The organism is Pseudoalteromonas distincta (genome assembly GCF_005877035.1).
In the GTDB taxonomy this organism is placed as follows: Bacteria; Pseudomonadota; Gammaproteobacteria; order Enterobacterales; family Alteromonadaceae; genus Pseudoalteromonas; species Pseudoalteromonas distincta.
On record NZ_CP040558.1, the window covers coordinates 3,291,643 to 3,306,007 of the forward strand.

Consider the following 14,365-nt stretch of genomic DNA (forward strand, 5'->3'; position numbering starts at 1 on the left):
TAAATGCCTTAAATAACAGTGTTAAAATATAGCCCGCGTACATTTACGCGGGCTTTTTTTATATCTAAACGTTTATACCTAACAGCATTAAACCTATTACAAAGCCTATTCATCTCATCTATTTTTTATAATGTTTGTTACATGTTCTAATAGCGCTAATTATTAAAAAGGCTTACCCAAATGAAAAAATTAATTACCGCACTTCTGCTTACTAGCAGTATGGCTGCAAACGCTAACAACGCCGAATTTACCCAAAAGCAATTACAACAAGTCAATGAAGTGCGCACCTCTGCTCTAAATAGTGATCTAAGCTATAAATTACTAGAGTCATTAACAACTGAGGTTGGCCCTCGCTTACCTGGTACTGAAAATGATAAAAAAGCAGTGGCATGGGCTCAAGCTAAATTTAATGAGCTTGGTTTTGATAAAGTATGGCTTGAAGAAGCGACTTTTCCTGAATGGCGCCGTTATAGCGAAAGCGGAAAAATACTAACACCAAGCGAGCAACCTCTACATTTAACTGCATTAGGTAACAGTATAAGCACGCCTAAAGATGGGATCACAGCGCCAGTAGTCTTATTCGAAACACTTGATGAGCTAATTGCAGCACCTGCAAATAGCCTAAAAGGTAAAATTGCGTATATTAATTACCGCATGAACCGCGATATAGACGGGAATGGTTACGGACCTGCTGTAAAAGCACGTGGCACAGGCGCTATAGAAGCGTCTAAAAAAGGCGCTGTTGCCTACATGATGCGCTCGGTAAGTACCGGTCATCATCGTTTTGCACACACTGGCGGTAGTTACTACAAAGAAGGTGTTACAAAAATACCTAATGTAACCATTGCTAACCCAGATGCCGATCAGATTGCACGACTCATTGCTTTAGATAAAGACGTATCGGTAAATATTAATGTGCAAACCGAAAGCCTTGGTGAAGGCACAGGTTATAACGTTATTGGCCAATTTAATGGTACCGAAAACCCTGAGCAATATGTATTAATTGGCGGGCATTTAGATTCTTGGGACTTAGGGACTGGCGCACTAGATGACGGTGCAGGCGTTGCGCTAACAATGGCAGCCGCTAAACATATTAGCGATGTAAAACGTCCTAAGCGCAGTATTCGTGTGGTACTTTTTGCAGCTGAAGAGCTAGGTCTTTGGGGTGCAAAAGCTTATTTTGCAGAGCATAAAAACGAGCTAAGCAATATTGTTGCAGCAGCTGAGTCTGATTTTGGCGCCGATGTTGTATATGCTTTTGAATCGAACGTAAGCGCAGAGTCACTTCCTGTAGTGCGTGCTATTGCAAAAGAACTTTCGCCGTTAAATATTGAGCATATTGGTAAAAACCAAGCGAATGGTGGCCCTGATCTAATTCCACTTAAAGCAGCAACCTCAGCACCTATTTTTGAACTTGCTCAAGATGGTACAGATTACTTTGATTACCACCATACAGCTGACGATACGCTTGATAAAGTAACACCTGCTAAGCTGCGTCAAAATACCGCTGCATACGCTGTATTTGCTCTAATGGCTGCTGATTCAAAAACAACAATTAAGCCTAAAGCTCAAAATAAGTAATAACAGACATACTTACTTACAGTTTGTGGCTTTAACTAACACGCTTCTTGTTTTACCTTTAGGTAATTAAACAAGGAGCGTGCTTTATGTTACTTTTCAACACGAGTGAATCATTTCCACATTTTGCACAAACAACACGCTGCCCTCATTGTCAAAGCGACGCCTACCATTTAGTAAATAAAAGCCGCTATTTACGATTTAGCATTTTACCTATGCTTGCCTTAAAATTAAGCTATAAACGCGAGTGCTATCAATGCGGAAAAAGCGAACCTGTAAAAATAACGCAACTACCGTTAATAGAAAAACTAAGCCTACCTAAATACTTTATTGGTGTATTTTTATTACTTTGGATTGTTTTATTTTTTTATCAACAGCACCTTAATAGCGAGACTCGAAAGGAAGGCTATTTAAATACGCCTAAAATATATGATACTTACTTAGTACACGCCGACAAATTTACACACGAGCCCTGGACCCTAACCAATTTAAGAATTGCTCAAGTTTTAAGTTTTGATAAACAGTTTATTACCTTTCAGATAAGCAACTACAGCTATAAACGTAATAATAGTATTACTTTGGCAATGCGTACTAGCCAGCTAATTCAAGACAATTACTTTTCCACTAAAACAATCACCCTCCCTCGTAATGAAGTAGCACGCCTTTACAACGACGAAGCTATTTACGACGTGCTGCGCCCCTATGCCAACATCCTTTATGGTGGGTTTGTGATGCATCCTCCCAAACCTAAGCCACTATATAAAGGCTTAAAGCTCGATAAAAACAATCAACAAGGCATTATTTATTTTAAAGATGGTTTGTTTGTTGAAGCATTTAATAGCTTTAAACAAGCTGCTGAAGCGGGCTCTCAATGGGGGCAATTAAATTTAGCGCAAATGTATCGTGATGGTCAGGGAATAGATCAGGATCAACAGCAGGCTATTTATTGGTACAAAAAGGCCATTGAGCAAAAAAATACTAAAGCACAATTTGAATTGGAATCTCTTTGTAAAATAGCTAACTGTGAATGAGTGAATTTCAATATAGCTGGCGCAACAAGTACGCCAGCTTGGAATTATTTTTTAAATAACTTTGTATAACCTACATGTATAAGCACAACAACTAAGCCAGCAATCACGCCTAGCAAACCATCAAACAATAGAGGAGCTAATACCTCTCCTGTACCGCCAGCAACAGATTGGGCATAGTTTGTTACATCGACTTGAGTATGATGCAGTAACTCAACACCATGTACTAAAATCCCGCCACCGACTAAAAACATCGCGATGGTGCCCGCAAATGCTAAAAACTGCATCAACCTAGGCGCTGCTGCGAGTAAGCCTTTCCCAAGTAATTCTTTAAATTTATTAGCTGTTACCTTTGATTGGTTGAGTAAATAAAGTCCGGCATCATCCAGTTTTACAATACCTGCCACTAAGCCATAAACACCAATAGTCATTATAATTGCGATAACACAAAGCACTAAAGCTTGATTAAGCAATGTAGCACCTGCCACAGTACCTAAAGTAATCACAATAATTTCGGCAGAAAGAATAAAGTCGGTTCTTATTGCCCCTTTTATTTTTTGTTTTTCGTACTCAACTAAATCTAACTTTTCATCTTCGTCTACCGCCTCACTGTTATGAGGCAAAAACTTAGCAAATACTTTTTCAGCTCCCTCAAAACATAAAAACAAACCACCCATCATTAGAAGCGGTGTTATTAACCAAGGCAGCCATACGCTTATTAATAAAGCAGCGGGTACGAGTATCGCTTTATTTAAAAATGAGCCCTTTGCCACAGCCCAAACAACCGGTAATTCACGCTCTGCTGCTACACCTGTAACCTGCTGTGCATTGAGCGCTAAGTCATCGCCTAATACACCCGCTGTTTTTTTTGTTGCAACCTTACTCATTGTCGCAATGTCATCAAGTAAAGTGGTTATATCATCTAATAACGTTAAAAGGTTAGTGCCTGCCATAAAGCTTCCGAGCTCAAAAAATATTGCTATAAACATAACTTAAAGCGCTACTTTCACCAACGGTTAATTTTGCTTTGTTATTCTTACATTAGATTAAAATTTTGCCCTGTGTTTTAACTAACGTTTAAAGAAGATGGGAGGAAAAATGAAAGTATATTTAGCATTAATCGCTATTTTACTAAGCTTAACCGCATGTAGTGATTTAAAAACCAGTACTGCTTACCAATGCGATGATGAGAGCGTAAAACTCAATATTATTAATAATTCTGAAGCCGAACTTATCTTTAACAATAAAGTGCATGTACTTAATCACGAAAAAAGTGCCTCAGGGAATAAATATATAAGTGAAGAGGTACTGTTTTGGGGTAAGGGTAAGGAAGCCATGTTAATCATTGCAGGTAAAAAAAGACAGTGCACCAAGGTTTAACATAAAAACAACCAATAAATTACAATAATGCTACAATAATTAAAGACCCATTATTGTGATGAAGTTATGCGTTCAATTGCGATCAAACATAAAATAATTTTAGCCTTTACAGCCATTGGCATATTGGTGCTAACAAGTAGTGTATTTTTTTATTGGTCATTAAACAAAATTAGCGTTAACAATACCCGAACCGAAAAATTAGCGGTTCCGGTACAACAGTTCAGCAAAGATTTAAGGTTATCATTACTGTCTATTACCAAATTTAACGCCTTAGCTTACAGCCAAGCAAACCTTGATTTACTTCAACAAAATAAAAAACAGGCGCAAGTTGAGCAACAACAATTTAGCGATATGCTCAATTCGTTAAGCACTCAACTAAATCAACAAATAACAATGCAAAATTTACTCACCAGTACCAACGCAGGTTTCGAGCAACTGACTGAAGTAAGTGTCGCAATGTTTAGCGCTAAAGAGCGTAAGTTTGTAGCGCAAAATTCCACCATAGAATTATCAGCAACGTTTAACGAGCAACTTTACAATTTAAGTTCTAACTTACTTGATATAGAACTTTTAGAAGTGCCTGTAAAACAGCAGGCATTACTTAATGCTATGTTTGGAACAGCGACCCGTATAGACGATTTATTGTTTAACTTAAGTAATAATATAAAAAGCATTACTCAAACTACAAGTATCAATGATTTAAATAGCCATCAGCAAGATACCCTATTTCTACTAGATAACATCCAACCTAATTTCACCTATTTAGAGCAACAAGCCCTACCTTTTAATAATGCGTTTAATGCTAAAAATTTAACGGCTAAGTTTAATCAATTAAGAGAGTTACTTAACAACGATACAGGAATTTATGCCCAACAAAATAAAGTACTCAAAAGTACTATTGCTGCGGCTCAAAATTTTGAACACTTTCAACAGCAATTTATAACAACAGAAGGTCAGCTTATTGAACTTAATAAATTGGCTGATGAGCGCTTTAATGCCTTACAAACTAATGCAAAGGCCGCCATAAATACAGGGATCAGTTCTGTAGTAATTATTACGATTGTTTTAATTATATTGATTATCGCCATCTCTATTTTTACAACTCGCGCAATGCTAAAACCGCTTAAAAAAGTAAACCGCGATTTAGCCCGAATCGCCTCAGGTGATTTATCAAAGCGAAGCCACCCACGTAGTAAAGATGAATTTGGTACTTTGCTAAATAACATAAATAAACTCAGTGAAGACCTTACTAACCTAATTGGTGCAATTAGTAGTGACGCCCACGAGCTAGACCGCAGCGCTATTAAAACCAGTGAAAAAGGTCAGCAAATGACGGTTGTTGCACAACAGCAGTTAGAGCGAAGCGCGCAGGCAACATCGCTTGCACAAAATATGCTAATCAACTCACAAGCGGTTTATGAACAAGCAGATAAAACATCAAGTGAAATAACAAACGCATCGCAATTTGCAAATGATGTAAACGAGATTGCTAATCAAAATAGTCTAAGTATAGAAACTTTATTGCAGCGTCTTGATAAAGCAGTAGGCAGCACAGAAGAACTCGCACAGTACACCCAGCTTATTGAAGCCATTGTTGAAACAATTAGTAGCATTGCCGAGCAGACTAACTTACTTGCACTTAATGCTGCAATTGAAGCAGCGCGAGCGGGTGAAAACGGACGCGGGTTTGCTGTAGTTGCTGATGAGGTTCGATCATTAGCTGCACGTACACAAACCTCGACTAGCGAAATAAACACCATGATCCAAACATTGCAACAACACACTAAAACAACTCAAGAACACATTACTGATGGCCAACACCAAGCCAAGCAATGTGTTAAAAACAGCACTGAACTAAATAAAGCCGTAGAGCGTATTAAAAGCACATTGTTGTCTGTTAATCAGATGAGTGAGCAAATTGCTCATGCATCACATGAGCAATTGACTAACAGTGGCGACATTCAACAAATAATGGCAAAGGTGACAGAGCAAGCAACCTTGAATGCCCAAAACGCGACAACCCTAGCAAGCGAAAGTGAAGACGTAAACCAACTTGCACACTCTTTAACGAGTGCCGTAGAGCGCTTTAAGTTTTAAGTGCAAGTAATGACTTGGCTTGCATGAAATGGGTATAATACTTTAACTCTTTTGCTTAATAGCGGCCCACAATGAAATATAAAGATCTACGTGATTTTATCGATTTGCTTGAAAAAAAAGGCGAACTTAAACGTATCACCCAAGAAATCGACCCGTATCTTGAAATGACCGAAATATCTGATCGCACCTTACGTGCAAAAGGCCCAGCGTTATTATTTGAAAACCCAAAAGGCTACGATATGCCGGTACTTACCAACTTATTTGGTACACCAAAACGCGTAGCAATGGGCATGGGCCAAACAGATGTTAGCGAGCTTCGCGAAGTGGGTAAGCTACTCGCTTTTTTAAAAGAACCTGATCCACCAAAGGGTATTAAAGAAGCACTAGGCGCTATACCTATTTTTAAGCAAGTGCTTAATATGCCTGCAAAAGAAGTTAAAAAAGCACCTTGCCAGCAAGTAGTTTTAGAAGGTGATGATGTAGATTTAACTAAATTACCTATTCAACATTGCTGGCCAGGTGATGCAGCGCCATTAATTACTTGGGGCCTTACCGTTACTAAAGGGCCTTATAAAAAGCGCCAAAATTTAGGTATTTATCGCCAGCAATTATTAGGCAAAAATAAAATAATTATGCGCTGGTTGTCACATCGTGGTGGCGCGCTTGATTTTCAAGAATGGTGTAAAGAAAACCCAGGGCAACCCTACCCTGTATCGGTAGCATTAGGTGCCGATCCTGCCACTATATTAGGTGCCGTAACGCCTGTACCTGACACTCTAAGCGAATATGCATTCGCTGGGTTATTACGTGGCAGCAGAACCGAAGTTGTAAAATCTATTTCAAATGACCTACAAGTCCCTGCCAGTGCAGAAATAGTACTTGAAGGTTACATAATGCCTGGTGAAATGGCGCCAGAAGGCCCTTATGGTGACCATACCGGTTACTATAATGAAGTCGATGACTTTCCAGTAATGACGGTCACTCATTTAACGCATCGTAAAGATCCTATTTATCACAGCACATTTACCGGCCGTCCGCCTGATGAGCCTGCTATTTTAGGTGTGGCACTTAATGAAGTGTTTGTGCCGATACTACAAAAGCAATTCCCTGAAATTGTCGACTTTTACCTTCCGCCTGAAGGGTGCTCATATCGTATGGCGATTGTAACAATGAAAAAACAATATCCAGGCCATGCTAAGCGCGTGATGATGGGAGTTTGGTCGTTCTTACGTCAGTTTATGTACACCAAATTTGTAATCGTCTGCGATGACGATGTTAACGCCCGCGATTGGGAAGATGTTATTTGGGCTATAACAACCCGAATGGATCCAGCGCGTGATACAACATTAATAGAAAACACACCTATTGATTATCTCGATTTTGCATCACCAGTCTCAGGTCTTGGTTCAAAAATGGGAATGGATGCTACCAATAAATGGCCTGGCGAAACCACCCGCGAATGGGGCGAGCCTATTGTTATGGATAAAGACACCAAAGACCGCGTAGATGATATTTGGGAAAGCCTTAATATTGTTTAAGTGTTTATATGTAAGTACATATCAGGCTATAAAATAACCCTGCAGATATGCTAGAATCGAGCTATTCGATTGCGTATCTGCTGTTACAAGCGCTGCTAAAAGGTAAAAAATGCAAACATTAAAAGCTGAAGTTGTAGCTATCAGCCCACTTACAGAATTTGTTCATAAAGTAATTTTAAAGCCACAACAACCTGTGACCTTTGAAGCTGGCCAATACATGCAACTCGTATTAGGCGAAAAAGACAAACGTGCTTTTTCTATAGCTAGTCGCCCTTCACAGTGCGATGCAATAGAACTGCATATTGGCGCCTCAGGTGCCGATTCGTATGCAATGCAATCGTTAGAGCATTTACGAAACGCCCATACCACAGGGCAGTTAGTAGACATTGAAGCTGGCTTGGGTATTTCACAGTTGCGCCTGCAATGTGAGCGCCCTATTATTTTACTCGCCGGTGGTACTGGTTTTTCATACGCAAAATCAATGGCTGATCATTTAGCTGAAATAAAATGCGACCGTCCTGTATTGTTTTACTGGGGCGTAAAAGAAGAATCTGCTTTATATGCACATACAGAAATGCAAACATGGGCAGATAGCCATGAGAACTTTAAGTTTATTCCTGTAGTAGAAAATCCATCTGCTAATTGGCAAGGACACACTGGCTATGTACACAAAGCAGTAATGCAAGATATTGTGTCACTAGAACCATACGATATTTATATGGCAGGTCGTTTTGACATGATAGGTATTGTCCGTGATGACTTTATTACTCATGGTGCAATTCGTGAAAACATGTACGCAGATGCATTCGCATTTATCAAATAATTGAAATTTACTTTCAGTTATAAATAAAGGCACCTAATCGGTTAATGCCAGTCAGTTAAGCTGACTGGCATCTTTCTTTTTATGGGGATACTTAGATGGTTTTGGCTTAACCCATCGGGGATATCTTCTATCCTCTCGTCTAGCTGGAAGCTTAAATAAGACCAGTGTATCGAGTAAGTGCTGCCAGTGTATTGGAATGTTCCCTGGGCTCATTATAGATACTGACGAGAAATACTGAATGACAGCCATCGAACTGCTAGAGAAACTAAGCTGGTTAGGCCATATCCCTGTGACTGTCGCCGCCATCGTCATTATTCTTCGTATTAAATTATAGGCGAGTAACACGGCCCATAGCTCCTGACGCACCATGTCTGGACGCTTACTTCTTAAATGGTATGCGCTATCAAGCATGGTTTGTTTGATTTCTCTAAACCCAAGTTCTATCTCCCAACGATGACAATATAATTCAACAATTTCATTACCTGGATAACGCAATCTATCCGTCATCGAGGTTAATATACGGTAGCTTTTGCCCTTTATTGTTTTGCTGATTAATCTCGCTTTAATCGTTTCAGGAACATCGGGAAAGTTTTTTTGTGCATGCTTTGTGGTTTTCAATTCAATGATATGGTCATTTTTACCCGCGCTGGAGATGATTTCATACTGTAAGTCGGGCCTTGCTGGTATCAGCCAGTGCCTCATCTCCCCAGTTTGATGCCAACGGTTTAACAGGCCTAAAGAATAATATCCTTTATCAAACATAGTCAGTGAATTATCTGGTGTACGTTCAATTAAACGCTCAGCTAATTTCATCTCGTTGGTTTTATAGTTATCAAACTCGCTACTGAGAAGTTGATGGCTGGTCAATTCCATATGACAGACCATGCGTATTTGAGGAAAGGCTGTATCACCGTATTGGTTGCTACCTGAAGAGAAGGCTTTACGATTATCAGGCGTGTCGGCTGTTCGCCACACAACACCGTCAACAGCTAATAGGTTCAAACCATTCCATGTTTCGAATGACTGTTGCTTATACATTGATTGAGCAGATTTATTGAAAACGTGTTTAACGGAATCATCACCTAACCTTTGTCTAGCCTGTACCATCGCACTTGGAGCAACGAGTTGGTTCTTGCCAGGTAACATGATATCTAGCTTATTAGCGATATTCCAAACTGATTCTTTTCGAAACAATGCCATGCCAATAACTGACCACAAAACGGCTTCAAGCGGTAATCTTCGCTTACGAACGGTTGCAATCCCTGCTTGTTGAAAACCTTGTTCAATGATTTCAGGGTCAAGAATTTCTGATAATTTTTCAAAGGTATGGTATCGGCTGCTTTCTTCAAGTGTTGCTTGCAGTGCTTGTTCTATATTCACAAAAAAATCCGTAGTTAGTTTCCTAACTACGGATTTTGCATGATCGTTTGGATCGGTCAACCGGTCATTTTCTTAACTGATCGGCATTAACCTAATCGGTGCCTTTATTTTTATAACAACAAATATTTAATAGTTAAAACCTATCAACTCCATCAATATAAACAATTTCCTAAATCCCTATCTATAAACCATACTTTGTATAGAACATCAGCGGGAGAGACCCAAATGCTAAATACAAAAGTAAAAGATTTTATGCAACGCAAGTTGCCAAATATCACACCAGATACAGAAATGACGACAGCCATAGCAGAACTACAAAAATTTAAACTACTTGGCGCACCAGTATTTGATAAAGATAAATGCTTAGTTGGATTTATATCAGAGCAAGAGCTGTTACAACCACTTACTCAAAGCAGTTATTTTTGTGATGGGATGGTTAAAGTATCGCAGCTTATGCAAACAGAGGTAGTGACCGTTAGCGGCGATACCAACATTATTGAGCTTGCACAGCAGATGCAGCCTGGTAAACCAAAAAACTACCCTGTTGTAGAGGGCATTAAAGTAATCGGTATGATCAGCCGAGCAGATGTACTTAAAGCACTTTACGATAATTACATAAGCTGCCAAACACACTAAATTGCAGATACAAAAATGCCGCTTATATAAAGCGGCATTTTTAATGCTCTTACATTAACGTGCGCTAACGAGTGCTAAAAGTTCTTTTTTATCGCCATCGCTTAAAAATGCTATTTCTAAAGCATTTTTTTGGGCTTTTTCCATATCAGCTTGAGATAAGCCTGCTTTAGGTGCAGCAACGGTATATTCATACTCAATTTCAATACCTTCAACCGCAGGATCATCAGTATTAATACACGCTAAAATACCATGATCTAAAAACTGTTTAAGTGGGTGCTTAGTTAAATCGTTTACTGTACTGGTTTGAATATTACTTGTTAAGCATGACTCAATACCAATACGGTTATCGCGTAAATAATCCATTAGTTTTGGATCTTCAATTGCTTTAACGCCATGCCCTATTCTGCTCGCACCCAACTCATTAATTGCTTGCCAAATACTTGGAGCACCAAGTGCTTCTCCAGCATGGACAGTCGAAGCTAAATACGCATTTCGTACTTGTTTAAAGTGCTCTACAAACAACTCACCCGGGAAGCCAATTTCGTCACCGGCTAAATCAACAGCAACTAAATCATTTTTAAATGCGAGTAATGCATCAAGCTCTTTTTGACACGTTTTTACGCCATAAGTACGCGATAAAATACCAATCAAGTTAGCTTTTATATTTGCGCCTTTTGTTGCTGATTTAATACCATCAACAACTGCCTCTACAACGCCTTCTGGGTGTAAACCTTGGCTTTGTGCCATGTAGTAAGGGCTAAATCGAAGCTCCACATAATCAAGACCTTGTGCTTGTGCATCTTCAATGTTTTCAATTGCGATACGTCTACACGCATCGTAGTCGCCAAGCACAGTAACTCCCCAATCTAACTTTTGTAAAAAAGCCATGAGGTTTGGTTCAGGATCAATAACTTGAACATGAGGGATTAATGCTTCAACGTTATCTGCAGGTAGCTCTATATTAAACTGTCGACCAAGTTCTAATATGGTTTGCGCACGTACATTACCGTCTAAATGGCGGTGAATATCTAGCAAAGGTAATTTTCTATTGATCATAATAGCAACCCAGTTTAGTTAAATTTGCGCGCATGATACGCAGATACAGTTATTTTTCAAGTCTATATGATTTGCGGTAAGTTTTAGCGGTCATATGTCTGCTTTTTGTGCAAAAAAATGATACAGCTTATTTTCCTGATAAGTGGTGCCAAAGAGTTTTAAAAAGCGTATTTGCATCAATAGGTTTGGTAATATAACCATTCATTCCACAAGCTAGTGCCTTTTTAACGTCATCGTCATGGGCGTTCGCCGATAGCCCTATTATGGGTAAATCAATTAACTCTAAATCACGACGAATTACTTTTGTTGCTTTGAGTCCATCCATTTTTGGCATTTGAATATCCATAAGAACAATGTCGTAGCTATTTTCGGCTAGCTTTTCTATGGCCTCAAAACCATCGTTAGCAATGTCGGCAATACAGCCTTTCGTTTTTAAAATAGCATTAGCAACATGCTGATTAAGTGGATTATCTTCTACTAAAAGTAATTTATAGCCTGTAAATGATAATGTACTTACGTCTATTTCGTTGTATTGCTGCTGAATTTGCTCTGCCTTTGGTAAAGGCGATATTAGCGGCAAACTAAATGTAAATGTAGAGCCTTTACCTTCATAACTAACTAAATCAATTGCACCACCCATTAACTCAACTAGTTTTCTGCAAATACTTAATCCTAAGCCTGTACCACCATATTGACGTGAGGTTGAGCTATCAGCTTGCGCGAACGGTTTAAACAATTGTTTCTGTGCTTCGCTACTAATACCAATACCCGTATCGTTAATACTAAAATAAGTCATTTTTTTCGACTGCCAAATTTTCAGAGTGATTTCACCTTCCCCTGTAAATTTAACCGCATTATTGAGCAGGTTCAGCAGCACTTGTTTTAAGCGGATTGGATCGGTATTGATGACCAAATTTGATGTTTTATCAAAATCGAGACTTAACTTTATTGATTTAATATCAGCCTCAAATTGAAGTAAATTAAGCATTTCATCCGCTAAACTCGCTACATTAATAGGCTCTTGCATTAAGTCTAGCTTGCCTGCTTCCATTTTTGAAAAGTCGAGCACATCGTTTAATACCCTCAGTAAAACACCCAGTGCCCCATCTGCTTGCTCTATGTAACTTCTAGCTTGTTGCCAATCATTTTGCTGGAGCGCTAAATAATGCAGCCCTTTTATACCGTTAATAGGGGTACGGACTTCGTGGCTCATATTTGCTAAAAACTGCCCCTTTATATGACTCGCTTCATCTGCTTTTTGTTTTTCTTTGCGTAGTGTATGTGTTTGCTTAGCCACTTGTTCGCGAATTTGTATGTTTGTACCAGTAACTGAAATCAAAAATGTAATCAGTAACCACACAAACAACATACCTACTATTTGTGCAAGCCAATATACTAACCAAGACGTTCTAACTATTGGCTCATATAACTCAACCTGCCACATACGTTTGCCAATCAACAATTGATATTCTTTAAATAGCGCTTGCGAATTAGCGGTATCTGCAATATAAATTGCCTGCTTTTTCCCTGGTATCGTTGTGTCAAAAAAACTAGCTGAAATTGAGTTGTTGTGATCAAATAATAGTGTTTGCGATAAGCGTTTCAGGCTGACAATCGCTGCCACAAAGCCTTGAAAATCATCTTCGGTAGAGGACTCTCCAAAAACAGGATATAAAAAAAGCACACCGTGTTCGGCTGTATTTTGGACCAAATTAATTGGCTCACTTAGTGCAAGTTCATTAAGCTCTTTCGCTTTGCTAAGCGCTGCACCTCTTACTTTACTAGAAGCTAAATCAAACCCTAAAACATCTTCATTACCTTTTAAGGGATATACGTACTTTACTGGAAAGTAATTACTACGCGTACCTGCAGGTTGCCAAGCTCCATCTAGTGACTTTTCTTTTATATATAGAGGTTTGCCTGTGGCTGGATTTTCATGTGTCTCAAAATCTGCGAGTTTATTTGCTGGTATATAAGGTATCCATTCAAAAGCCAGAATTTCTTGGCTGTAGTCCAACTGCTTTGAAGTAAATTGTTTAAACTCTTTAAAATCCACGTCACTACTACTAGCAAAAAACGTAGCTAATAAGCCTAAATGAGCAGTAATACCATCAAGCTTTTGGCTTATAGCATTTTGCACAGAAAGTATTTTGGCTTCTTGCTTTTGAATATCTTTTTCTTTTTTAACACTAGCAGCGCCATAAAAACTAACGCTGATCAGTATGTAAATTAATAGCGAGGGTAAAATTACCAACATACGGTGGCGTACTTGTGTGTAATTAAAAGCGGCGAGTACTAAAGGTGTAAATATAAGTACGCCAATACTGTCGCCAATCCACCATGCTATAAAGTTATCAAAAATAGCATTGGTCGGAATCACATTATTCAATGCTAATAAACTTGTTCCTACACCTGCAGCAATAACACAGCATATTGGCCCCGCTACTATTAAGCTTTGAACACTGTGTTTTAAAGAAGATAAATTCAACGGCGCTTTTATAACATTCACTATAATTTGTCGCCCAATCCAAGCCTGTAAAACAGAGGCTAAAGTAATGCCTATAACTTGTAAAAGCACAATAAAATGAAAAATATCTACGGTGCGTTCAAGGTGAATTAAGTTAGTACAAAAAGCCCCAATAACAAGGCCAATAAATGACTTACGTCCCCAAATTAAAAAGCTCGCTAAAGCAATTCCTGAGGGCGGCCAGGAGGCGACCGCATAGCCATCTACAGAAAGAAGTGAGTTGCTAAAGTATCCTGTAAAGAAGTAAGCACAAGCCAAGCTAAGGGTTAATATTAAAAACTTTCTCAAAGCTTGTGCTCCTGAACTACAAAAAATGCTAAGT

11 protein-coding genes are annotated in these 14,365 nt (G+C 38.9%); 7 read left to right on the top strand and 4 right to left on the bottom strand.

The window, feature by feature from the left end; translation table 11 throughout:
* Nucleotides 1–180: 180 nt before the first annotated feature.
* The gene (locus FFU37_RS14800; protein WP_138489803.1) at nucleotides 181–1,581 is read left to right on the top strand and encodes a M20/M25/M40 family metallo-hydrolase; all 1,401 of its coding nucleotides are present in this window, start codon (nucleotides 181–183) and stop codon (nucleotides 1,579–1,581) included.
* Nucleotides 1,582–1,667: 86 nt separating this feature from the next.
* Nucleotides 1,668–2,609 (top strand): tetratricopeptide repeat protein, encoded by a 942-nt coding sequence (locus FFU37_RS14805; RefSeq protein ID WP_138489804.1) that lies wholly within the window; start codon nucleotides 1,668–1,670, stop codon nucleotides 2,607–2,609.
* Nucleotides 2,610–2,653: 44 nt separating this feature from the next.
* Here FFU37_RS14805 and FFU37_RS14810 read toward each other — a convergent pair whose 3' ends face one another.
* Nucleotides 2,654–3,559, bottom strand: coding sequence for a DUF808 domain-containing protein (locus FFU37_RS14810; protein WP_024595166.1), 906 nt, complete (start codon nucleotides 3,557–3,559; stop codon nucleotides 2,654–2,656).
* Nucleotides 3,560–3,704: 145 nt separating this feature from the next.
* On the opposite strand from FFU37_RS14810, the gene FFU37_RS14815 reads away from it, so the two are divergent.
* The 4 genes from FFU37_RS14815 (at nucleotide 3,705) to fre (ending at nucleotide 8,444) form a co-directional block, all read left to right on the top strand.
* Nucleotides 3,705–3,986 carry an MliC family protein gene (locus FFU37_RS14815; protein WP_024605925.1) on the top strand — a complete coding sequence of 94 codons (282 nt, stop codon included), beginning with the start codon at nucleotides 3,705–3,707 and terminating at the stop codon, nucleotides 3,984–3,986.
* Between the two features lie 66 nt (nucleotides 3,987–4,052).
* Nucleotides 4,053–6,083 (top strand): methyl-accepting chemotaxis protein, encoded by a 2,031-nt coding sequence (locus FFU37_RS14820; RefSeq protein WP_138489805.1) that lies wholly within the window; start codon nucleotides 4,053–4,055, stop codon nucleotides 6,081–6,083.
* Nucleotides 6,084–6,154: 71 nt separating this feature from the next.
* On the top strand, nucleotides 6,155–7,621 hold the full coding sequence (gene ubiD / locus FFU37_RS14825) for a 4-hydroxy-3-polyprenylbenzoate decarboxylase (protein WP_002960958.1): 1,467 nt from the start codon (nucleotides 6,155–6,157) through the stop codon (nucleotides 7,619–7,621).
* Between the two features lie 109 nt (nucleotides 7,622–7,730).
* Entirely contained in the window at nucleotides 7,731–8,444 is a 714-nt protein-coding gene (gene fre / locus FFU37_RS14830) for an NAD(P)H-flavin reductase (RefSeq protein ID WP_002960960.1), read from the top strand.
* A gap of 51 nt (nucleotides 8,445–8,495) precedes the next feature.
* Here the strand turns inward: fre and FFU37_RS14835 are convergent, their stop codons facing one another.
* Nucleotides 8,496–9,824: an IS4 family transposase gene (locus FFU37_RS14835; protein ID WP_039588252.1), complete on the bottom strand. Its 1,329-nt coding sequence runs from the start codon at nucleotides 9,822–9,824 to the stop codon at nucleotides 8,496–8,498.
* 225 nt (nucleotides 9,825–10,049) lie between these two features.
* Between FFU37_RS14835 and FFU37_RS14840 the strand changes: the two genes are divergently transcribed.
* Nucleotides 10,050–10,460, top strand: coding sequence for a CBS domain-containing protein (locus tag FFU37_RS14840; protein WP_138489806.1), 411 nt, complete (start codon nucleotides 10,050–10,052; stop codon nucleotides 10,458–10,460).
* A gap of 54 nt (nucleotides 10,461–10,514) precedes the next feature.
* Here the strand turns inward: FFU37_RS14840 and add are convergent, their stop codons facing one another.
* A complete protein-coding gene (add, locus tag FFU37_RS14845) occupies nucleotides 10,515–11,516 on the bottom strand; it encodes an adenosine deaminase (protein WP_039486862.1) in 1,002 nt (333 codons plus the stop codon).
* A gap of 127 nt (nucleotides 11,517–11,643) precedes the next feature.
* Nucleotides 11,644–14,331, bottom strand: a complete 2,688-nt coding sequence (locus tag FFU37_RS14850; protein WP_138489807.1) for a CHASE domain-containing protein — start codon at nucleotides 14,329–14,331, stop codon at nucleotides 11,644–11,646.
* Between the last annotated feature and the right edge of the window lie 34 nt (nucleotides 14,332–14,365).